Genomic DNA, 22,026 nt, shown 5'->3' on the forward strand with positions numbered 1-22,026 from the left:
ACCCCGGAACCGTGCCGGACAGCGCTACTTCAGCCAGGCGTCGACCTTGTCCTGGTTGGCGTCGACCCACTTCTTGGCCGCGTCCTCGTAGTCCATCTTGTCTTCGGCGATGTACTTGGCGACCTCGTTCTGGTCGTCGTTGGTCCAGCTGAAGTTCTTCACCAGCTCGGCCGCCGCACTGCCGGAGTTCATGAACTCGGTGCGGGCGTACTTGGTCAGCGGGGTCTCCGGGTAGTCGCAGTCGACCTTCTCCGGGTCGGCGTCGCAACCCTCCTCATAGGTGGGCAGATCCACCTTGACCAGCGGCACCTCGGACAGGAACCACTGCGGCGTGTAGAAGTAACCGAGCAGCGGCTCCTTCTTCTCCTCGGCCTGCCGGAAGGCCGTGATCAGTGCGGCCTCACTGCCCGCGTAGACCACCTTGTAGTCCAGGTCGAGGTTCTTCACCAGGGCCTCGTCGTTGGTGACGTACGACGGGTCGCCGTCGAGCACCTGGCCCTTGTCACCCGACTCCGAGGTCTTGAACAGGTCGGCGTACTTGTTCAGGTTCTTGTAATCGGTGATGTCCGGGTACTTCTCGGCCATCCACGGCGGCACGAACCAGCCGATCTGGCCGACATTGCCGTTCTCGCCGACCTTCTCGGCCACCTTCTGCTCGTCGACGTACTGCTTCTCCAGGTCGGGGTGGCCCCAGTCCTCGAGGATCACGTCGATCTCGCCGGAGGCGAAGCCCTGCCAGGACACCTCCTCGGTGAGGTCCTTGGTGTTCACCGTGCAGCCCAGCTCGTTCTCGGCCACGTACTGCACCACGGCGACGTCGGCCTCGTAGCCGACCCAGGGGTTGACCGCGATGTTGACGGTGCCACAGTCCTCGCCGGAACCGCCCCCCGAGCTCGCGCTGCCGGACTCGATGGTCTGACCGCCGCACCCGGCCAGGAGCAGGGCGACCGCCGCCGCACCTGTCACGACCCTCCTGGCCTTCACATTGTCACGCAAAGCTTTTCATCCTCCTGATGATGGCTTCCAGATCAGATACTGCGCCGGCGATCCGCTGCCGCCTGGGTGATTCGGTTGAGCATGATGCCCAGGATGACGATGGCGAAGCCCGCGGTGAGCCCCTTGCCGAACAGCTCTCCCTGCGAGAAGCCCGCCACCACGTCGTATCCCAGCGCGCCGGCGCCGACCAGGCCGCCGACCACGATCATCGCGAGCACGTAGCAGATGCCCTGGTTGGCCGCGAGCACCAGCGATTGCCGGGCCATCGGCAGCTGTACCTTCCAGATGGTCTGCCAGCTGCTGGATCCGGAGGCCGTGGCGGCCTCCACCGCGGTGGCCGGCACGGCGGTGATGCCGTCGGCCACGATCTTGATCGCCACCGGGGCGGCGTAGAGCACGGCGGCCAGGACGGCGGTGAACCGGCTGGCCGCGAACAGCGCCAGGAACGGCACCAGGTAGACGAACGGCGGCATCACCTGGAGCGCGTCGAGTACCGGGCGGATCACCAGGTCGGCCCGCCGGCTGCGGGCCATCCAGACGCCGATCGCCACGCCCAGCAGCATGGTGGCGGCGGTGGCCAGCAGGGTGGCGGCCAGGGTGGTCATGCTGTCTTGCCAGAGCCCGCTGAACACCAGGCCGGCCACGCAGACGGCGGTGACCACGGTGACGCGCAGGTTGCCCAGCAGGTAGGCCAGCGCCAGCAGCAGCGCCGCGACCAGCCACCAGGGCGACTCGACCAGCAGGGTCTGGAGCGGGTCGAGCAGCAGGGCGGTGGCGGTGTCTTTCAGCCAGCCGGTGACGTCGGACAGGTTGCTGGTCAGCCAGTCGGCGAAACTGCCGCTGTGCCGGGCGATGTCGTCGCCGATGTTGTAGTCGGAGGGGAACTCGGCGGCCCACACGTAGGTGCGCGAGAGGTACACGGCGAAGATCGCCCCGAGGCCGGCCACCCCGAGCAGCGGAAGCCGGAACCGGGAGGGACGCCGGGAACGCCGGGCCGCCGCGGCGGTGGTGAGCCGGTCCAGCACGATCGCCATCACCACGATCGCCAGGCCGGCGTTGAAGGAGACGCCGACGTCGAGGGTCTGGAGCGCCTTGAGGATGGTCTTGCCCAGGCCGGGTGCGTCGATCAGCGCCGCCACCGTGGCCATGGACAGGGCCGCCATGATGGTCTGGTTCAGGCCGAGCACGATGGTGCGCGCCGACATCGGCAGCAGAACCCCGACCAGGCGCTGGAAACCGGTGGCTCCCAGCGATTCCGAGGCCTCCACGCTGGCCCGCGGCACCGAGCGGATGCCGTGCGCGGTGTAGCGCACGGCCGGGGGCAGGGCGTAGACCAGGGTGACCAGGGTGGCCGAGGCCGGCCCGATCAGGAAGAGCAGGGTGAACGGCGCCAGGTAGACGAACGTCGGCATCGTCTGCAAAAAGTCGAGAACCGGTGTGACGACGGCGTTCACCCGGTCGGACAGGCCCGCCCAGATGCCCAGCGGCACCCCGATGACCAGAGCCAGGAGGACGGCGGAGAGGGTGAGGGCGAGCGTGTCCATGCTCTCTTCCCACAGCCCCTGGAGACCGATGAACAGGAAACCCGCCACCACCAGCAGGGCCACCCGCAGTGTGGCGAAGGCCAGCGCCAGCAGGGTGAGGATCGCCACCACTCCGAGCCAGCCGATCACCGGCACGGGACGGCCGAAACTCGGCTGGGAGATCAGGTTCTGGAACAGTGTGGTGAGACCGTCGACGAAGGCCCGGATCTCGTTGAAGAAGTAGAGGAACAGCGGGCTGTCGTTGCGGTTGGCCGACACCCAGTGGTTGACGTCGTTGAACCAGCGGTGTAGCGCCGTGGTGTCGGAGGGCACCAGCGAGAGCGTGTTCACGCCGCGCAGGATCGCCCCGAGCACCACGAACACCACGAGCACGGCGGCGATCACGCGCCCTCGGCCGGGTCTGGCCAGGGCCGCGCGGGAGGCGGTGAGAACGGTCACCGGGCGCCCGCCACGATCGCGAGAATCTCTTCGTCGCCGACGATTCCGAGCAGTTTGCCGTTCTCGACCACCCGCACCGGGCGATGGCTCTCCAGCACCACGCGGGTGGCGTCGCGGATCACCGTGCCGGGCGGCAGCTCCGGGCCGTCGACCGGGTCGTCGTCGGTGACCGGGCGCATGATCCAGCGCAGCGTCAGCACGTCGCCCTTGGGCACGTCGGAGACGAAGTCACGCACGTAGTCGTCGGCCGGGGCCCCGACCAGCTCGTCGCCGGTGCCGATCTGTACCGGCCGGCCGTCACGCATGATCAGGATGCGGTCGCCGAGCTTGAGTGCCTCGGACAGGTCGTGGGTGATGAACACCATGGTCTTGCCCAGCTCGCGGTGCAGCCGGATGACCTCGTTCTGCATGTCCCGCCGGATCAGCGGGTCGAGCGCGCTGAACGGCTCGTCGAACAGCATCAGGTCGGGCTCCACGGCCAGCGCGCGGGCCAGGCCGACCCGCTGCTGCATGCCGCCGGAGAGCTGGTCGGGGTAGGAGTTCTCGTAGCCGGACAGGCCGACCAGCTCGATCACCTCCAGCGCCCGGGCACGGCGTTCGGCCTTGCCCGCGCCGCGCACCTCCAGCCCGTAGGCCACGTTGTCGACCACGCGCCGGTGGGGGAGCAGCCCGAAGTTCTGGAACACCATGGAGAACTTGTGACGACGGAGTTCACGCAGGCGCCTGGCGTCGGCCTGGAGGAGGTTCTCGCCCTCGAAGACCACCGAGCCGGCGGTCGGCTCGATCAGCCGGGTGAGACACCGCACCAGCGTGGACTTACCGGAGCCGGACAGGCCCATCACCACGAACACCTCTCCCGGCGCCACGTCGAACGAGACGTCGCGCACCGCGATGGTGTTGCCGGTGCGTTGCATCAGCTCCCGGCGGGGCAGCTCGCACAGATCGGAGTTCTTCGGCACCGCAGCGGCTTTCGGTCCGAAGACCATCCAGAGGTCGCGCACCGAGATCAATGGCTGCTGGGTGGGGCCGGTGGTGCTGCCGGGCTCCGCGGTCAGGTCGTGGCTGTCCTCGGTGACGGCGGCCATCGCTCACCTCTCCTGATCAATCCGAAACGGGGTCGAACGGCCCTGACGATGCCTCGAACTTGATGAAATGTTGCGTATGGCGCACAACGGTTCTTGTTGAGGCACACACTGTGCCCAGTGCGAGGTCATGGTCAAGGTATGGCGTCGTTTCGGTGTGGTTAATCTAGCGAAGACTGAACGTACCGCTTCAGTCACTTCGCCGGATTGTGATGTGCCCGAGCGTCGACCGATAATTCACTCTCTGTCACCATTGGCGCATCATGCGGTGCTGGAGGAGAGCCGTGGGGCGGAATGCACCCGGCGGTTCTCCTCCAGCTTGATGACGATGGTTCGAAAGTTGTTGGAGAGGGCGCCTGTCCGGGTTATGGGCGGCTCAAGCCGACTGTTCGGTGCTGAGGCCGTGGCGATAAAACGGAACCTGCTGGGCCTCAAGCGGGGAATTGCCGCTGATCAGGTCGGCGGCTTTCTCGGCCAGCATGACGACCGGCGCGTAGATGTTGCCGTTGGTCACGTAGGGCATGGCCGAGGCGTCTGCCACCCGTAGCCCGGCCACCCCGTGCACGCCCATCGTCAGTGGGTCCACCACGGAGAGCGCGTCGGTGCCCAGGCGCGCGGTGCAGGACGGGTGGTAGGCGGTCTCGGCGTCGCGGGCCACCCAGTCCAGGATCTCCTCGTCAGTGCTTACCGCGGGGCCGGGGGAGAGCTCGCCGTCGTCGTAGGGGCCGAAGGCGGGCTGGCCCAGGATCTTCCTGGCCACCCGGATCGCCTCGACCCATTCCCGCCGGTCCTGGGCGGTGGACAGGTAGTTGAAGGTCATCGCCGGGGCGCGGCGCGGGTCGGTGCCGGTGATCTTGACCGTGCCCCGGGCGTCGGAGTACATCGGGCCGATGTGCACCTGGTAGCCGTGGCTGGCGGCGGGGGAGCTGCCGTCGTAGCGCACGGCCACCGGCAGGAAGTGGAACATCAGGTTGGGGTAGGCCACCTCGTCGTTGCCGCGGACGAAACCGCCGCCCTCGAAGTGGTTGGTGGCGGCCGGCCCGGTCTTGCGCAGGAGCCACTCCAGCCCGATCGCCGGGCGACGGTGCAGCTTGAGCGAGGGATTGAGCGACACCGGCCGACGGCAGGCGTGCTGCACGTAGACCTCCAGGTGGTCTTGCAGGTTCTCGCCCACGCCGGGCAGGTCGGCCACCACGTCGATGTCCAGGGCCCGCAGCTCGGAGGCGTTCCCGATACCGGACAACTGCAACAGCTGCGGGGTGTTGACGGCGCCGCCCGACAGCACGACCTCACCGGCGTCCACGCGCCGCAGGCCGCTGCCCACCCGGCCGAGCGGACCGCCGAAGGGCAGGGAGCGGGTGTACTCCACCCCCACCGCCCGGCCGTTCTCCACGATCACCCGGTGCACCAGCGAAAGAGTGCGCACCGTGAGGTTTTTCCGCTGCTTGCGGGCCGGGTGCAGATAGGCCCGCGCCGCCGACAGCCGCCGGCCGTTGCGGATCGTGCGGTCGAACCGGTTGAAACCCTCTTGCTGGAAACCGTTCACGTCGTCGGTGAGGGGGTAGCCGGCCTGCTGCACCGCCTCGAAGAAGGCGCCGAACAGCGGGTTGGTGGCCGGGCCGCGCTCCAGCTCCAGCGGGCCGTCGCCGCCGCGCCACTCGTCCGGTCCGGCCAGGCAGTTCTCCATCTTCTTGAAGTAGGGCAGGCAGTGCGCGTAGTCCCAGGTCTGCATGCCCGGGTCGGCGCCCCAGCGCTCGAAGTCCAGCGGGTTGCCGCGCTGGAAGATCATCCCGTTGATGCTGGAGGAGCCGCCGAGCACCTTGCCCCGACCGTGCGAGATCCGCCGCCCGTGCATGAAGGGCTCCGGCTCGCTGCGGTACCGCCAGTCGTACAACGGATTACCGATGACCATGGTCAGCGCGGCCGGCATGTGGATGAGCAGGTCGAGAGCCCAGTCCGGCCGCCCCGCCTCCAGTACCAGCACCGAGGTGCCGGGATCTTCGCTCAGCCGGTTGGCGAGCACACAGCCGGCGGAACCGCCGCCGACGATGACGTAGTCGTACCGCTCCACCACGTGTACCTCCTGGCTGACCCGAGGTGGCGTTTCCGCCTACCATCGTTGCGTCTTGCGCACCGAGTTCCAGACAAAGCAACGGCCACAGTGAATCATCACGATTGGTGAGGGGTCCAGATGTCTTCTGCGGATCATCAGCTCGCGGTCGGCGCCGACGGCACGCCGACCGTCGCCGGGACGCTCTTCATCGACGGGTCGTGGGTCAGGTCGACCGGGTCCCGCGCGGTGCTGAATCCCGCTGACGGAAGCCGGATCTGCGACGTCGACGAGGCCACGGACGACCATGTGAAGGCCGCGGTGGCGGCTGCCCGGACGGCGTTCGACGAGGGCGTGTGGAGCTCTGCCCCGCCCTCGGAACGCAGTGCCGTGCTGCACCGGGTCGCCGATCTGCTCCAGGCCGACCGCGCCCTGATCGCCCGTATCGAGACGCTCGACACCGGAAAGACGCTGCGCGAGAGCGAGATAGATGTCGACGACGTGACGGCGGTGTTTCGTTACTATGCCGCCCTCGCGCTCGGCGAGCCGGGAAGGCTGGTGGACGCGGGGGACCCGGCCGTCGTCAGCCGGGTGGTGCACGAGCCGGTCGGGGTCTGTGCGCTGATCGGCCCGTGGAACTATCCGCTGCTCCAGATCTCCTGGAAGATCGCCCCGGCCCTGGCCGCGGGCTGCACGGCGGTGCTGAAACCCAGTGAGGTCACGCCGCTCACCACCATCGTCCTGGTCGGGTTGCTGCACGAGGCCGGGGTGCCGGCCGGGGTGGTCAACCTGGTGCTCGGTTCCGGCGCCGTTGCGGGGGCCGGGCTGGTGAGCAGTGAGGACGTCGATCTGGTCTCGTTCACCGGCGGTCTGGAGACCGGGCGCGCCATCATGCGCAGCGCCGCCGACACGGTGAAGAAGGTCGCGCTGGAGCTGGGCGGAAAGAACCCGAACATCGTGTTCGCCGACGCCGACCTGGAGGCGGCCCTCGACACCGCGCTGACCGCGGTGTTCCTGCATGCCGGGCAGGTGTGCTCGGCGGGCACCCGGCTGATCCTCCAGGACTCGATCCACGACGAGTTCGTGGCCGCCTTCGTGAAGCGGGCCGGGCGGATCCGGATCGGCCCGGGCCTCGACCCGGACTCCGAGATGCCCCCGCTGGTCTCGGCCCAGCACCTGGCCAAGGTGGAGAATCATGTGCGGGTGGGCCTGGCGGAGGGCGCCCGGCTGCTCACCGGCGGCTCCCGTCTCGCCGAGAATCAGAGTGGATATTACTATCGTCCAACGGTTTTCGTTGACTGCTCGGGCGACATGCGGATCGTGCAGGAAGAGACCTTCGGGCCGATCGTCACGGTCGAGCGGTTCACCACCGAGGAGGAGGCGGTGCGGCTGGGCAACGACACCCGCTACGGCCTGGCGGGCGGGGTGTGGACGTCCGACCGGGCCAGGGCGCACCGGGTGGCCGGGCGTCTGCGGCACGGAACGGTCTGGATCAACGAGTTCGGGCCCTATCTGCCGCAGGCCGAGTGGGGCGGGTTCAAGCTGTCGGGCACCGGGCGCGAGCTCGGGCCCTCGGGTCTGGCCGAATATCAGGAGGCCAAGCACGTGTACGAGAACACCGCCCCGGCGGCCCAGCACTGGTTCTCCGGCGACGCAAAAAGGATTCCGTGAGGATACACCTCAGAACAGGGCCAGCATACGGTATCGTCCGATACATGCGACTTTGTGACGATATCGCTGCTCTATCTAACAAGCGATGTTCGGTCAACTTGGGCAGTGAGGTTGATTAAGATCATGTTTGTGGAAATCGGCGCCTTGTGTTGCTAGCGTGACTTCTTGTGAGGCCGTGGGGCCTCGCTTTGAGGGGAGTTCGCTTTGCGCGTCACGAGCAATGGTATTCGTCTGAGTGCATTCGTTTCTGGTGCACTGTTGGTCAGTGTAGTAATTGGTGGGGCGGGAGCGGGAAGTGCGTACGCCGATAATCGATCGGGTGTCGTTGATGATGTTCAGTCAATCATCCGAGCCGAGACGGGCGATAATGCAAAATTAGTGACGAAAAAGATTTCTTCTAGCGGTATTTCGGTTCAGAAGGCAACCTCCGATTCAGGGGAAGTGGTTGACACTTATATTCAGAAGGAAGATGCTGAAGAAGGCGGTGGTGTCTCGGTTTTTGCAGTTCTGGATGATGGGCAGGATTCCGCCAGGTTCTCAAACCTTCTGAATGAAGGATTGAGCTTCAAGTTGTCCGAAGGAGGCGGCCTGGCTGTGATTGACGAGCAGGGTCAAGCTGTCGGAGTGGTCGAAGCTCCCTGGGCTCGGGATGCGGCTGGTGTATCACTCCCCACTTCGTATCGGCTTGATGGAAATGACATCGTGCAAGACGTGGATACGACGAACGCGGTGTTTCCAGTAGTTGCTGACCCCAGTCTTTCCATTGGTCTTAATGGTGCCCTTCCGGTGTACAAGGTGAAATTCACGTGGACCGAAACGAATAAGATCAAGAAGCTCATGGATGACAGTACTACTGCGGTGGCCATTGGTTCGGCCTGTGGTCTCATCGGAAACAACCTCGCCAAGGCTGCGTGCGCAACCGGTGGAACTGCTGCTTTCAGCGGTTTTAAGAGCAAGGTGAATAGTGCGATCAAGAACAAGAAGTGCGTGCGGCTGATGATTCCGTATGGTCTTCCTGTGCAGACCGTAGGATTCGGGGTTGACACTGTGAAGTGCTCCTCCTGATCTGATCATGGGTCTTTCAAAGTGAGGCTCGGCCGTCACTGATCTATCATCAGCTTCTGACAGTTGAGTACGCCCGGTGCGCCGTCCTCCAGGGGCGGCGCACCGTTGTTTTGTTCACATCATGGACGACGAAACACCGCCGACATGTTTAGCGTCGGTAAAATCCCAGCCGCGCGCTGATTTCCGCACCACCCTCGATCAATTTCCCGGCAACGTGCCCGAATGAATCCGGGGTGAGCCGGAACGACGGGCCGGAGGCGCTGACCGCCGCGATCACCCGCCCGGCACCGTCACGGATCGGAGCGGCCACCGCGGTCAGCCCGACCTCCAGCTCCTCGTTCGTGGAGGCCCAGCCCCGCTCGGCCACCTCGGCCAGCTCCCGCAGAAACTGGTCGGCGTCGGTGCGGGTGTTGTCGGTCAGGCGCTCCAGCCCGGCCGCGAGCACGCTCTTACGCACCGGCTCCTCGGCGTGGGCCAGCAGCACCTTGCCGCTCGACGTGGCGTGCAGCGGGGTTCGCCGTCCGATCCAGTTTCTCGTCATCACGGACGCATTTCCGTACTCCTGCAACACATTCACGGCCGACTCGTCGTCCATGATCGCAATGTTCACGGTCTCGCCGAGCTCGTGGGCGAGCCGCTCGCAGACGTCCCGGCCCTCCCGGCTGACCTCCAGCCGGCCGGTGGTGGCGGCGGCCAGCCGCAGGATGCCGAGGCCCAGGCGGTACTTGCCGCGATCGCCGATCTGGTGCACCAGATCGCGCCGTTCCAGGGCCGTCACCAGGCGGAAGGCAGTGGACTTGTGCACCGCCAGCTCGGCGGCCAGTTCCGTCACTCCGAGCTCACCGCGGCGGGCGAGCAGATCGAGCACCAGCAGCGCGCGATCGACGGACTGCACCTGTGAGGCGTCGCCTCCGGCGCGGGTCGTCTCCCCCATGGACGAAACCATAGCTCCCCACCAGTAACTCCGTTATGTCTTGACGCATCCCCCGATGGGCCGCACGCTGTTGCTCATCGCACGTCGCGTTGTGCAAGGCGCAACAATGACTCCGTTTTTCGTTTGAGATGAGGCCTGCCGTGATTCGGGTCTGTGCGGTCGGGGACATCCCCGAGGGTGAGGCGATCAGGGTCGAGAACGGGCCCACAGGCGTCCCGATAGCGGTGTTCAACGTCGGTGGTAGCTATTACGCCATCGATGACACCTGCACGCATCAGGACGCGTCGCTGGCGGACGGGTACCTGGAGGAAGAGGCCTGCGCGGTCGAGTGCCCGCTGCACGCCGCCTGCTTCGACCTGCGTACCGGGGAGCCCAGCGGGCCGCCCGCGCGGGTGCCGGTGCGCACGCATGTCGTGGTAGTCCAGGGCGGACAGGTGTTGGTGCAGTTGCAGGCGGCCGGCACGCCGATCGCCTGACGCGACGTTGAGCAGGAGCAGAACCCGATGTCTGAAAGCACGCCTCCGGTGGGCGGAAACGCGATGACGGCGGTGGCCGTGGTGGGCACCGGCCTGGCCGGCCTGTCGTCGGCGCGGGCCCTGCGCGAGCTCGGCTTCACCGGCCGTATCGTGCTGATCGGCGACGAGAAGCACGAACCCTACGATCGGCCGCCGCTGTCGAAGGCGTTCCTGGCCGGTGACTGGGACCCGGCCAGGATCGCGCTGGGCCTGCCCACCGACGCCGAACTCGGCCTGGACCGGCGGCTCGGGCACCGGGCGGCCGGGCTGCGGCCCGACGGGCCGGGCTGGGTGGTGGAACTCGAGGACGGCGACGAGGTGCGGGTGGACGGCGTGGTGATCGCCACCGGGGCCCGGGCCCGCAGGCTTCCCGGGGTGCCCCTGCGCGGGGTGCACACGCTGCGCACCCTCGACGACGCGCTGGCGCTCAGGGCCGAACTGCTGCCCGGCGCCCGGCTGGTGATCGTCGGTGGTGGATTCATCGGCGCCGAAATTGCCTCCACCGCAGTCACTCTCAGTGTCGACACCAGCATGGTGGAGATCGCCCCGGCACTGCTGGCCCGGCCGCTCGGCGAGCGGGTGGGAGCCGCGATGGCTGCCCTGCACGAAGCCAACGGCGTGAAAGTGCTGACCGGCGTCGGGGTCTCGACGTTGTTGCCGAATCCCGCCGATCCCGGCCGGGTGGGCGGTGTGGCGCTGGCCGACGGCCGGGAACTGCCGGCCGACGTGGTGGTGGTCGGCATCGGCTCGGAACCGAACACCGAGTGGCTCGCCGGCAGCGGCCTGACCGGCCCGGATCCCGACGGCAGCCTGGCCGGTGGGGTGCTCACCGACGAGTCCGGCCGCACCGGGCTGTCCGGCGTGGTCGCGACCGGCGACTGCACCGCGGTGCATCATCCGTTCGCCGGCCGGGTGCTGCGCCAGGAGCACTGGACCCATGCCGCCCAGCATCCGGCCCAGGCCGTGGCGGCGCTGATCGGTGCCGAGGCGCCGGTGGTGTCGCCCGCCATGCGGGTGCCCTACGTGTGGTCGGAGCAGTACGGTCGGCACTTCCAGTTCGCCGGGCACCACCAGCCGGGTGACGAGGCGGAGGTGGTGGACGGCGACCTGGCCGGGCCCGCCTTCACCGTGCTCTACCGGCGCGACGGCGAGCCGGTCGGGGTGTTCGGGGTGGGGCAGCCCAAGGTGTTCGGTCGCTGGAGAAGAGAACTGGCCAAGCGCCTGCCCTGAGGTGCCGCGCGTCATCACTCGTTCCGCTCGTTCTGCTCGTTCCCGGGCACTCGTGTTGCCCGGAAACCGTTGATTGGAGCTCGACATGACCAGTGTCAGTCTGCCGCCGAGCCTCGTGGCGACGCTGCCGGGAAACATCTACGCCGACCCCGCGGTGTTCGCCCGTGAGCAGGAACTGATCTTCGAGCGGATGTGGTTCGCCGTGGCCCGGGCCGGTGAGCTGGCCGATCCGGGAGCGTTCGTGACCCGGCAGGTCGGCCGGGAGAACGTGCTCGTGGTGCGGGGGCGGGACCGGCGGCTGCGGGCGTTCCTCAACGTCTGCCGGCATCGCGGGGCCCGGCTGTGCTCCGGCGACTCGGGGCAGCTGCGCCGCAACATCCAGTGCATGTACCACGCCTGGACCTACGGGCTCGACGGAAAGCTCGTCGCCGCACCGAATCTGACCAAGATGCAAGACATCGACCGGGGCGAGTACGGCCTGATCGAGGTGCACCTGCGGGAGTGGCTGGGCTACGCCTGGGTGTGCCTGGCCGACGAGCCGCCCTCGTTCGAGGCCGACGTGATCGCCTCGGCCGACGAGAGGCTCGGCGGGGAAGGGCTGATCGGCGGCTGGCAGGTGGACGAGCTGGCCGTGGGCCGGCGGATCACCTACGACGTGAAGGCCAACTGGAAGCTCATCATCGAGAACTTCATGGAGTGCTACCACTGCGCCACGATCCACCCCGAGCTGACCGAGATGCTGCCGGAGTTCGCCGGCGGCTACGCGGCCCAGGCCTTCATCGGGCACGGCGCCGAATTCCGCGAGGACGCGGAGGCTTTCACCATCGACGGGGCCGGCGGGCACGAGCGCATCCCGGGGGTGGACGAAGACCACGACCGTCGTTACTACGCGATCACGGTGCGGCCGCAGGTGTTCGTCAATCTGGTGCCGGACCACGTCATCCTCCACCGGATGTACCCGCTGGCCGTGGACCGCACGGTGGTGGAGTGCGACTGGCTGTACCTGCCCGGCGTGGTGGAGTCCGGCGCCGACCTGACCCGCTCGGTGGAGTTGTTCGACCGGGTGAACCGCCAGGACTTCGAGGCCTGCGAGGTGACCCAGCCCGGCATGTCGTCCCGGGCCTACCGGGCGGGCGGGGTGCTGGTGCCGAGCGAGCACCACATCGCCGAGTTCCACGAGTGGGTGCAGGCCCGGCTGGCCGGCTGACCCGGCCCCTCACCCCTCCGTCTCGAGCACCCGCCCGTCCGTGAGCTGGAACCCGTCCGCGGTGCGCGCCTCCACCAGGCCGCCGCCGTACTGCTGCTCGTACAGTGCGGCGTAGGCCCCGTTCAGCGCGAGAAGGCTGTCGTGGGTGCCGGTCTCGACCACGCGGCCGGCATCCATCACGAAGATCACGTCGGCCGAGCGGATGGTGCTCAGACGGTGGGCGATCGCGATCGTGGTGCGGCCGGCCATCAGCGGCTCCAGGGCGGCCTGCACCCGGCGTTCGCTCACCGTGTCGAGGGCGCTGGTGGCCTCGTCGAGCAGCAGCAGCCGGGGGTCTTTCAGCAGCACCCGGGCGATGGCCAGACGCTGTTTCTCGCCGCCGGACAACCGGTATCCGCGTTCCCCCACGACCGTGTCGTAGCCGTTCTCCAGCTCCAGGATGCGGTCGTGGATGTACGCCGCCCTGGCCGCCGCGACCACCTCCTCGTCGGTGGCCTCCGGCCGGGCGTAGGCCAGGTTGTCGCGCACCGTGGCGTGGAACAGGTAGGTCTCCTGGGTGACCATGCCGATGGCCCCGGCCAGCGAGTCGAGCGACAGCGACCGCACGTCGTGCCCGTCCAGCCGCACCGCGCCGGAGGTGACGTCGTACAGCCGCGGGATCAGGTAGCTCAGCGTGGTCTTGCCCGCTCCGCTGGCCCCCACCACGGCGGCCAGCTGCCCGGGGCGCACGGTCAGGTCGAGACCGCGCAGGGCCCAGCGCCGGGAGCCGGAGGTGTCGGCCTCCTCCGCCGAGTTCGGCACGGTGGAACGGGATATCGGGAACATCGTGTCGGCGGCCGGGCCGGGCGCGGGCTCCTCGTCGTCCACCGGTGAATCAGCCTGACCCTCGCCCGGACCGTAACTGAACCACACGTCTTCCAGCCGCACCTCGCCGCCGACCTGGCCGGGTTCCAGACGGACGGGCCGGTCCGGCTCGACGATCTCGGCGCGCAGGTCGAGGTAGCCGAACACCCGGGAGAACAGCGCCAGGCTGCTCGACACCTCGGTGGAGGTCTGCAACACCTGGCCGATCGGCATGAACAGCCGCGACTGCAAGGTGGTGAACGCGATGATCGTGCCCGCGCTCGGCCCGCCGCCGTGCGACAGCTGGAGCCCGGCCACCAGGTAGACCAGCACCGGGGTGATCGAGAAGAACGTGGACACGACAGCGAAGAACGCCCGGCCGACGATCTGCTGGCGCACCTGGAGCGCAGCCAGCTCCTCGTTCTGCCGGTGGTAACGCTCGGCGTCACGGTCCTGCCGGCCGAACACCTTGGACAGCAGCACCCCCGACACCGACAGCGACTCCTGCGTGATGGCGCTCATCTCGGCCAGGGCCGCCTGGGTGCGGCTGGTGATGCGGCGCCGCACCTGCCCCACCCGGCCGGTGAGCCAGACGAAGAGCGGCAGCATGACCAGCGACAGCAGGGTGAGCTGCCAGGACAGCAGGAACATCGCGATCAGCGTGGAGATCAGGATGACGCTGTTGCTGAGCAGGCTGCTCGCGGTGTCGGTGATGACGGTCTGGAGGCCGCCCACGTCGTTCTGGAGACGGCTCTGGATCTCGCCGGTGCGGGTGCCGGTGAAGAACCGCAGCGACAGGCTCTGGAGATGGCTGAACAACTGGCCGCGCAGGTCGCGCATGATCTGCTGGCCCACGTAGGTGGTCTGGTAGGACTGCACCACGCCGAGCACGCTGGACACGGCCGGCACCGCGATCATGATCGCGCTCAGCACCAGCAGCAGCGGCACGTCCGGACCGCCGGACACGAACAGCGCCCGGTCGAAGATCTCGCGGATCAGCAGCGGGTTGGCCACCCCGAGCCCGGCCGTGACCAGGATCAGCCCGGCCACCGCCAGCACCCGGCGCCGGTAGGGCCGGAACAGCGCCACCACCCGGCGCAGCAACGGGCGATCGGCCGCCGCCGCCCGCAGCCCCGCGGCGGCCTCGGAGACCGTGGCCCCCGGATGCCGGCCCGGGCCGCCCGGACCACCGGCACCACCACGGCCGCCCGGAGCACCCGGACCGCCCGACCTGCCCGGCCCGCCATGACCCGCCGGCTGTGCGACTCCGCTCAATCTGCCCACCCCCTCTGCCACAGAACGCGCCCGCCCGACCGTCGCAGGCCGACCGTACCCGGCACCACCGACAATGTTCGGCCCGAGATCTCCGTCCGGAGCCAACGCACGCCGGGAAGAGGAGCTTCCGCTGTTCTCCCACAGCCGAAGGGATGGCCGTCGGTGCACCTGATCGACCCGGTGCATACGATCGACGCGTGACGGAGAAGGATGACGTGAAGATCGGTCTGGCAGGTTTCGGGTTCGGCGGGAAGTACTTCCACGCCCCCCTGATCGCCGCCGCGCCCGGGGTCGAGTTCGCCGGTGTGGTCACCACCTCGGCCGGGCGCCAGGCGGAGGTGGCCGAGCTCTACCCGGGTGTGCCCACCTACGCCTCGCTGTACGAGCTCAAGCAGGCCGGCGCCCAGGCGGTGGCCATCTCCACCCCGGCGCACACCCACACCCCGCTGGTGCTGGAGGCGATCGAGCTCGGTCTGGCCGTGGTCTCGGACAAGCCGTTCGCCCTGAATGCGGAGGCCGCCCGGACCGCCGTCGAGGCCGCCGAGAAGGCCGGCGTCAAGCTGTCCGTCTACCAGAACCGCCGCTGGGACGCCGACCTGCTCACCGTGAAGAAGCTGGTCGAGACGGGCGAGCTGGGTGAGGTGTTCCGGTTCGAGTCGCGGTTCGAGCGCTTCGACCCGCAGGGCGAGCCGCCCGCGGCCGGCGGCGGCATCCTGCGGGACTTCGGCAGCCACCTCGTCGACCAGGCGCTGTACCTGTTCGGCCCGGCCGCCTCGGTGTACGCCGAGCTCGACGACGTGACGACCGACGACCGCGACTCCCGCTTCTTCGTCAGCATCACCCACACCGGCGGCGTGGTGTCGCACCTGATCGGCAACTGGCGGGAGGGCGCTCCGGGCCCGCGCTACCGGGTCAGCGGCAGCACGGGCTCGTTCGTGCTGACCAAGCCCATGGAGGGTCAGGAGGCGCTGCTGCTGGAGGGCCTGAACCCGGCCACCGCGGGGGAGCGCTGGGGCGTGGAGCCGCAGGAGAGCTACGGTCACCTGTACCGCGGCGACGAGGTCACCAGCGTGCCGACCGAGCGCGGCAGCTGGGACACCTACTACCCGTCCTTCGCCGCCGCGGTGCGTGGCGAGGGCGAGGTGCCGGTCGACCCGCGCGACGCCGTCGCCACCACCGAGGTGCTCGACGCCGCCCGCACGAGTGCACGGACCGGGCAGGTCGTGTCGCTGGGGGCCGGGAGCTGAACCGGCTCCGGGAGTCGTAATCTGGCGCCCGTGAGGTCAACCACCGGTGTCACCGTCCGCATCCTGCGCGAGGAGGACGCCGAGCCGCTCGCCCGGCTGGTGTCGGCGAACCGGGAGTTCCTGAGGCCGTGGGAACCCGTCCGTGACGAGGAGTACTTCACCACCGAGGGCCAGCGTCGCATCATCGACGACGCCCTCCTCCTCTACACGGGCGGGATCCTGCTGCCCTGCGTCATCCTGGAGAAGGGCGAGCTGGTCGGCCGGATCAACATCAACAACATCGTCCGCGGTGCCCTCCAGTCGGGGGACGTCGGCTACTGGGTGGCCGAGTCGGCCGGCGGTCGCGGGGTGGCCACGGTCGCCGTCGCCGGGGCGGTGCGCATCGCCTTCCACAGCCTCAACCTGCACCGGGTCGCCGCCAGCACCCTGGTCGACAACGTGCGCTCGCAACGGGTTCTGGAGAAGAACGGGTTCGAGCGGATCGGCCTGGCGCCGCAGTTCCTGAGGATCGACGGCGTCTGGTCCGACTCGCTGCTCTTCCAGAAGGTCAACGACGAGTACGTCTAGAGCGCCCGGGCCAGCGGCACCCCCGGCCGGTAGGCCAGGTGCAGATACGACGGCGCCTCCAGCACCGTCAGATCGGCCCGCGCGCCCACCCGGATCCGGCCGACGTCGGCGCGGCGCAACGCCAGCGCCCCGCCCAGGGTGGCGGCCAGAAGTGCCTGCGCCGGGCTGAGTTTCATCTCCCGCACGGCCAGCGCGATGATCAGCGGCATCGACGAGCTGAAGCAGGTGCCCGGGTTGCAGTCGGTGGCCAGTGCCACCACCGCCCCGGCGTCCAGCAGCCGCCGGGCGTCCGGATAGGGCGAGCGGGTGGAGAACTCGACCCCGGGCAGCAGCGTGGCAACCGTTCCGGTGACCGGGTTCTCGGAGTCCACGAGACGCCCGGCGGCGCCCAGGGCAGCCACGTCGGCGTCGGTGAGATACGTGCAGTGGTCGACGCTCGCGGCGTCCAGCTCCACCGCGATCTGCGCTCCCGGCCCCTCGGCGAGCTGGTTGCCGTGCACCCGCGGCAGCAGCCCGGCCTCCGCGCAGGCCCGCAGCACCGTGCGGGTCTCGTCGCCGTCGAAGGCGTGCGCGCTCGCCGGTTCGCAGAACACGTCGGCCCAGCGTGCGTGCGGGGCACAGGCTTCCAGCATCTCCCCGGCCACCAGTTCCACGTACTCGTGGCGGCGGTCGCGGAACAGCGGAGGGACGACGTGGGCCCCGAGGTACGTCACCTCGGAGGTGAACTCGGCCGCGATCCGCAGGGCCCGGCTCTCCTGCTCGACGTCGAGCCCGTACCCGCTCTTGATCTCGACCGTCGTGGTGCCCTGCGAACGCATCTCCGCCAGAAGGGTTCCCACGTGCTGCCGGAGCTGGTCGTCGCTCGCCGCGCGGGTGGCCGCCATCGTGGTGGCGATGCCGCCGCCGGTGTACGGCTCCCCGGTCATCCGGGCCGCGAACTCGCCCGAGCGGTCACCGGCGAACACCAGGTGCGAGTGCGAGTCGACGAATCCCGGAACCACCGCCCGTCCGCCGAGATCCTGCGCCGAGTCCGACGGAGGGGCGGAGGCCGCGCTGCCCACCCAGGCGATCCGGTCGTCCTCGATCACGACGGCGGCGTCGTCGAGCAGCCCGAGGGCCGAGCCGTCACCGACCGACGGGTCGTTGGTGACGAGCTGGCCGATTCCGGTGACCAGATGGCTCACGGATGATTCCCCTTCAGGACGACAGTTTTTCGAGAACTTCGGTGAACAGGCGGCCGACATCTCCGAGCCGGTGCCGGCCCTCACTGACCACGGTCTCGCCGCCCACCAGCACGGTGTCGACGTCGGCCGCGGTGGCGCTCAGCGCCACCTGCTCCGGCCTGCTGCCTGCCGTGCGCACCGAATCGAGCCGCACCGCGACCAGGTCGGCCGGGGCCCCGGCCTGGATCCGGCCGAGCTCCGGCCAGCCCAGGCTGCGGTGCCCGTCCGAGGTCAGCGCGGTGAGCAGCTCGGCGGGGGAGAACCGGCCGCGCTGCCGGGTGGAGAGTCGTTCGTGCATCTCCAGCCCGCGCGCCTCCTCGAACAGATCGACGACGGCGTGCTGGTCGCTGCCCAGCGTGATCGTCGCCCCGGCCTCGGTGAGAGCCCGGGCCGGGCCGATCCCGTCGGCCAGATCGCGTTCCGTGGTCGGGCAGAAACAGGCGAAAGTGCCATTCAGGTCGGTGATGTCGGTGGCGGTCAGGTGGGTGGCATGAATCATGGACGACGAGGGGCCCAATACCCCTTCACGCCGGAGCAGAGCGGTCGGGGTGAGCCCGTAGAACGCCTGGCAGGCCTCGTTCTCGGCCGGCTGCTCCGACAGGTGAACATGCAGCGGCGCCGTGCCACCGGTGAAATCCGCCACCGTGCGCAGCTGTTCGGCCGGCACCGCCCGCACCGAGTGCGCCGCGGCGCCGATCCGCATCCCGGCCGACGGTTTCAGGTCCGACACCCGGGAGGCCCACTGCTCGGCGTCGCCGTCGCCGAAACGCAGCTGCACGTCTTCCAGCGCCGTGTGCCCGGACCCGGTCAGACCGCCTGCCAGGTAACAGGTGTCGAGCAGGGTGAGGCGGACGCCGGCCTCCGCCGCGGCCTGCCGCAGTGCCTCACCCATCGCGTTCGGATCGGAGTAGCGGCGTCCACCGGTGTCGTGGTGCAGGTAGTGGAACTCGCCCACCGTGGTGATCCCGGCCAGGGCCATCTCGGCGTAGACCGCCCGGGCCAGCGCCAGGTAGGAGTCCGGGTCGAGCCGGCGGGCCACGTCGTACATCACCGTGCGCCAGGTCCAGAACGACCCGCCGTCGGCGTGGGTGCGCCCACGCAGCGCCCGGTGGAAGGCGTGCGAGTGGGCGTTGGCCAGGCCGGGCAGCAGCACCCCGGGCAGCCGCCGGTCGCCGGCGGCCGGCCGCACCCCGGTCTCCACCGACGTGATCAGCCCGTCGGTCACGGAAACTCTGACGTCAGAGGCTATTCCGGAGGGCAGCCAGGCGTGTGGGGCCCAGTGGCTCACGCGGCCAGCCCTCGCACCACGGTGGTCAGCGCCTGCACCCCGGCCAGGCAGTCCGCCTCGGGTGCGAACTCGGCCGGGGAGTGCGAGATGCCGGTGGGGTTGCGCACGAACAGCATGCCCGAGGGCACTCCGGCGGTGGCCAGGATGCCGGCGTCGTGCCCGGCCCCGGTCCCGAGCAGCGGCGCGTCGCCGAGCATCTCGCTCATCCGCTCGGCCAGGTTCGCATCGAACAGCGTGTTCCCGGTCCACGACTCCTCGCTGACCGTCGCCCCCAGCTCCTGCGCGGCGGTGGTCAGCTCGGCCAGCAGCCCCTGCACGTCCTGCTCCGAGGGAGCCCGGGCGTCCAGCCAGGCCCGCACCAGCGACGGGATGGCGTTCACCCCGTTCGGCTCGACCAGCAGCTTGCCGAAAGTGGCCACGGCATCATGGTTCCCGGCGATCCGGCGGGCCGCCAGCACGGTGGAGGCGTAGGCGAGCATCGGGTCGTCGCGGTCCACCAGTCGGGTGGTGCCGGCGTGGTTGGCCTGCCCGGCGAAGTCGAAACGCCAGCGGCCGTGCGGCCAGATCGCGGTGCCGACCCCGATCGCCGCGTCGTACTCCTCGGTGGCCAGCGCCTTGCCCTGCTCCACGTGCAGCTCGACGAAGGCGCCGATCCGGCGCAGGGTCTCCTCGTCCCGTCCCAGGTGCTCCGGATTCCGGCCGGCGGCGCGCATCGCCTCGCCCAGCGTCGTCCCCTGGTGATCCTTCAGGCCGGCGGCCCGGTCGGCCGACATCGCCCCGGTGATCACCCGCGACCCGGCGCAGGCCACCCCGAAACGAGCGCCCTCCTCGTCCACGAAGTTGACCACCCCGATCGGCCGGCTCGGCTGAAAACCGCCGAACTTCAGGCCTTCCACCGCGGCGAGGGCACTGAGCACGCCGAGCGGCCCGTCGAACGCCCCGCCGTCCGGCACCGAGTCCAGGTGGCTGCCGGTGACGATGCCCGGCCGGGCATCCGGGTCGCCCCACCAGGCCCACTGGTTCCCGGCACGGTCCACGGTGACGTCGAGGCCGAGTGCGCTCGCCTCACCCTCGAACCACTCCCGCAGCACGGCGTCCTCGCGGGTCCAGGCGAAACGCCGGTACCCGCCGGACGCCGCCCGCCCGATCGGCTCGATCTCGGCCCAGCGGTCGAGGAATCCGGGTGCGTTCACGCGTCGCCCTCGGTCATCGGCACCCGCACGCCGCGCTCGGCCGCGACCCGCTCGGCGATCTCGTAACCCGCGTCCACGTGCCGGATCACGCCCATGCCCGGGTCGTTGGTCAGCACCCGCTCCAGCTTCTGAGCGGCCAGCGGCGTGCCGTCGGCCACCGTCACCTGACCAGCGTGCAGCGAGCGCCCGATGCCGACCCCGCCACCGTGGTGGATCGATACCCAGGTGGCCCCGGACGAGGCGTTGACCAGGGCGTTCAGCAGCGGCCAGTCGGCGATCGCGTCAGAGCCGTCGGCCATTGCCTCGGTCTCCCGGTAGGGCGAGGCCACGCTGCCGGAGTCCAGGTGGTCGCGGCCGATCACCAGCGGGGCACTGATCTCACCGTTCGCCACCAGCTCGTTGAAACGCAGCCCGGCCTGGTCCCGTTCGCCGTAGCCCAGCCAGCAGATCCGGGCAGGCAGACCCTGGAACGCCACCTTGTCCTGCGCCGCGCGGATCCACTTCTGGAGGTGGTCGTTCTCCGGGAACAGGTCCATCACGGCCTTGTCGGTCACCGCGATGTCACGCGGGTCGCCGGACAGCGCGGCCCAGCGGAACGGGCCCTTGCCCTCGCTGAACAGCGGCCGGATGTAGGCGGGCACGAATCCCGGGAACTCGAAGGCCCGCTGGTAGCCACCCTGCCGGGCCTCGTCGCGGATCGAGTTGCCGTAGTCGAACACCTCGGCGCCGGCGTCCATGAAGCCCACCATGGCCTCGACGTGCCTGGCCATGGAGGCGCGGGCCCGGTCGGTGAACTCCTCCGGCTTGGCCGCGGCGTAGTCGTGCCAGTCGCCCAGCTCCACCCCCTCGGGCAGGTACGACAACGGGTCGTGGGCCGAGGTCTGGTCGGTGACGATGTCGATCTCCACGCCGCGGCGCAGCAGTTCCGGGAACACCGTGGCGCAGTTGCCGACCAGACCGACCGACAACGGCTTTCGCGAGGCCTTGGCCGCGAGCACGCGCTCGATCGCGTCGTCCAGGCCGGAGGCGATCTCGTCGAGGTAGCGCGTCTCCACCCGACGACGCAGACGCGACTCGTCGACGTCCACAATCAGGCACACGCCGTCGTTCAGCGTGACCGAAAGCGGTTGCGCACCACCCATTCCGCCGGCCCCACCGGTCAGCGTGAGGGTGCCCGCCAGGGTCCCGCCGAACCGCTTCGCGGCCACCGCGGCGAAGGTCTCGTAGGTGCCCTGGAGAATGCCCTGGGTGCCGATGTAGATCCACGAACCGGCCGTCATCTGGCCGTACATGGTCAGCCCGAGCTTCTCCAGGCGACGGAACTCCGGCCAGGTGGACCAGTCGCCGACCAGGTTGGAGTTGGCGATCAGCACGCGCGGGGCCCACTCGTGCGTGCGCATCACGCCGACCGGGCGACCGGACTGGACCAGCATGGTCTCGTCCTCGCGCAGCGTGGTCAGGGTGCGCACCATCGCGTCGTAGCTCTTCCAGTCCCGGGCGGCGCGACCGGTGCCGCCGTAGACGACCAGGTCGTCGGGGCGCTCGGCGACGTCGGGGTCCAGGTTGTTCTGAAGCATCCGCAAGGGTGCCTCGGTCTGCCAGCTGCGTGCGGTCAGGGTGGTGCCGCGGGGCGCCTGAACCGGCCGCGGACCGGAAAT

Annotated in this window: 17 protein-coding genes; 7 read left to right on the forward strand and 10 right to left on the reverse strand. The window is 69.2% G+C overall.

All coding sequences use genetic code 11. The annotated features are described in order from the left end of the window. Nucleotides 1-24: 24 nt before the first annotated feature. The 4 genes from KIH74_RS00540 to betA form a co-directional block, all read right to left on the reverse strand. Nucleotides 25-996, reverse strand: a complete 972-nt coding sequence (locus tag KIH74_RS00540; RefSeq protein WP_246570858.1) for an ABC transporter substrate-binding protein — start codon at nt 994-996, stop codon at nt 25-27. Nucleotides 997-1,028: 32 nt separating this feature from the next. Continuing rightward, nucleotides 1,029-2,978: an ABC transporter permease subunit gene (locus KIH74_RS00545; protein ID WP_214153286.1), complete on the reverse strand. Its 1,950-nt coding sequence runs from the start codon at nt 2,976-2,978 to the stop codon at nt 1,029-1,031. Continuing rightward, nucleotides 2,975-3,964: a quaternary amine ABC transporter ATP-binding protein gene (locus KIH74_RS00550; protein ID WP_372491980.1), complete on the reverse strand. Its 990-nt coding sequence runs from the start codon at nt 3,962-3,964 to the stop codon at nt 2,975-2,977. Before KIH74_RS00550 ends, KIH74_RS00545 begins: the two co-directional genes overlap by 4 nt. A 472-nt stretch (nt 3,965-4,436) precedes the next feature. Further along, a complete protein-coding gene (betA, locus tag KIH74_RS00555; RefSeq protein ID WP_214153289.1) occupies nt 4,437-6,134 on the reverse strand; it encodes a choline dehydrogenase in 1,698 nt (565 codons plus the stop codon). 117 nt (nt 6,135-6,251) lie between these two features. Between betA and KIH74_RS00560 the strand changes: the two genes are divergently transcribed. Then, entirely contained in the window at nt 6,252-7,781 is a 1,530-nt protein-coding gene (locus KIH74_RS00560; RefSeq protein ID WP_214153291.1) for an aldehyde dehydrogenase family protein, read from the forward strand. 204 nt (nt 7,782-7,985) lie between these two features. Further along, a complete protein-coding gene (locus KIH74_RS00565) occupies nt 7,986-8,846 on the forward strand; it encodes a hypothetical protein (RefSeq protein WP_214153293.1) in 861 nt (286 codons plus the stop codon). Nucleotides 8,847-8,994: 148 nt separating this feature from the next. On the opposite strand, the gene KIH74_RS00570 is transcribed toward KIH74_RS00565, so the two are convergent. Next, a complete protein-coding gene (locus tag KIH74_RS00570) occupies nt 8,995-9,741 on the reverse strand; it encodes an IclR family transcriptional regulator (RefSeq protein WP_372491981.1) in 747 nt (248 codons plus the stop codon). A gap of 179 nt (nt 9,742-9,920) precedes the next feature. Between KIH74_RS00570 and KIH74_RS00575 the strand changes: the two genes are divergently transcribed. The 3 genes from KIH74_RS00575 to KIH74_RS00585 all read left to right on the forward strand — a co-directional run bounded on the left by KIH74_RS00575 (nt 9,921) and on the right by KIH74_RS00585 (nt 12,732). Next, nucleotides 9,921-10,256 carry a bifunctional 3-phenylpropionate/cinnamic acid dioxygenase ferredoxin subunit gene (locus KIH74_RS00575; RefSeq protein ID WP_308113480.1) on the forward strand — a complete coding sequence of 112 codons (336 nt, stop codon included), beginning with the start codon at nt 9,921-9,923 and terminating at the stop codon, nt 10,254-10,256. Between the two features lie 27 nt (nt 10,257-10,283). Continuing rightward, a complete protein-coding gene (locus tag KIH74_RS00580) occupies nt 10,284-11,525 on the forward strand; it encodes an NAD(P)/FAD-dependent oxidoreductase (protein ID WP_214153299.1) in 1,242 nt (413 codons plus the stop codon). Between the two features lie 85 nt (nt 11,526-11,610). After that, nucleotides 11,611-12,732, forward strand: a complete 1,122-nt coding sequence (locus KIH74_RS00585; protein WP_214153300.1) for an aromatic ring-hydroxylating oxygenase subunit alpha — start codon at nt 11,611-11,613, stop codon at nt 12,730-12,732. A 9-nt stretch (nt 12,733-12,741) separates the two neighbouring features. Here the strand turns inward: KIH74_RS00585 and KIH74_RS00590 are convergent, their stop codons facing one another. After that, nucleotides 12,742-14,850: an ABC transporter ATP-binding protein gene (locus KIH74_RS00590; RefSeq protein ID WP_214153302.1), complete on the reverse strand. Its 2,109-nt coding sequence runs from the start codon at nt 14,848-14,850 to the stop codon at nt 12,742-12,744. A 197-nt stretch (nt 14,851-15,047) separates the two neighbouring features. On the opposite strand from KIH74_RS00590, the gene KIH74_RS00595 reads away from it, so the two are divergent. Both KIH74_RS00595 and KIH74_RS00600 read left to right on the forward strand, forming a co-directional pair. Next, complete coding sequence (locus KIH74_RS00595) at nt 15,048-16,097, forward strand: Gfo/Idh/MocA family protein (protein ID WP_214153304.1); 1,050 nt, start codon at nt 15,048-15,050, stop codon at nt 16,095-16,097. Nucleotides 16,098-16,127: 30 nt separating this feature from the next. Continuing rightward, nucleotides 16,128-16,664, forward strand: a complete 537-nt coding sequence (locus KIH74_RS00600; protein ID WP_214153306.1) for a GNAT family N-acetyltransferase — start codon at nt 16,128-16,130, stop codon at nt 16,662-16,664. On the opposite strand, the gene hutI is transcribed toward KIH74_RS00600, so the two are convergent. Genes hutI through hutU form a run of 4 tightly spaced genes read right to left on the reverse strand, consistent with a single transcriptional unit; the run spans nt 16,661 to nt 22,026 of the window. Beyond that, a complete protein-coding gene (gene hutI, locus KIH74_RS00605) occupies nt 16,661-17,848 on the reverse strand; it encodes an imidazolonepropionase (RefSeq protein WP_308113482.1) in 1,188 nt (395 codons plus the stop codon). The genes KIH74_RS00600 and hutI overlap by 4 nt on opposite strands. Nucleotides 17,849-17,861: 13 nt before the next feature. Continuing rightward, nucleotides 17,862-19,175 (reverse strand): formimidoylglutamate deiminase, encoded by a 1,314-nt coding sequence (locus KIH74_RS00610; RefSeq protein WP_214153308.1) that lies wholly within the window; start codon nt 19,173-19,175, stop codon nt 17,862-17,864. Further along, on the reverse strand, nt 19,172-20,368 hold the full coding sequence (locus KIH74_RS00615) for an allantoate amidohydrolase (RefSeq protein ID WP_214153310.1): 1,197 nt from the start codon (nt 20,366-20,368) through the stop codon (nt 19,172-19,174). The genes KIH74_RS00610 and KIH74_RS00615 overlap by 4 nt, the downstream gene beginning before the upstream one ends. After that, entirely contained in the window at nt 20,365-22,026 is a 1,662-nt protein-coding gene (gene hutU, locus KIH74_RS00620) for a urocanate hydratase (protein WP_372491982.1), read from the reverse strand. The genes KIH74_RS00615 and hutU overlap by 4 nt, the downstream gene beginning before the upstream one ends.

Source organism: Kineosporia corallincola (assembly GCF_018499875.1).
Taxonomy (GTDB): domain Bacteria; phylum Actinomycetota; class Actinomycetes; order Actinomycetales; family Kineosporiaceae; genus Kineosporia; species Kineosporia corallincola.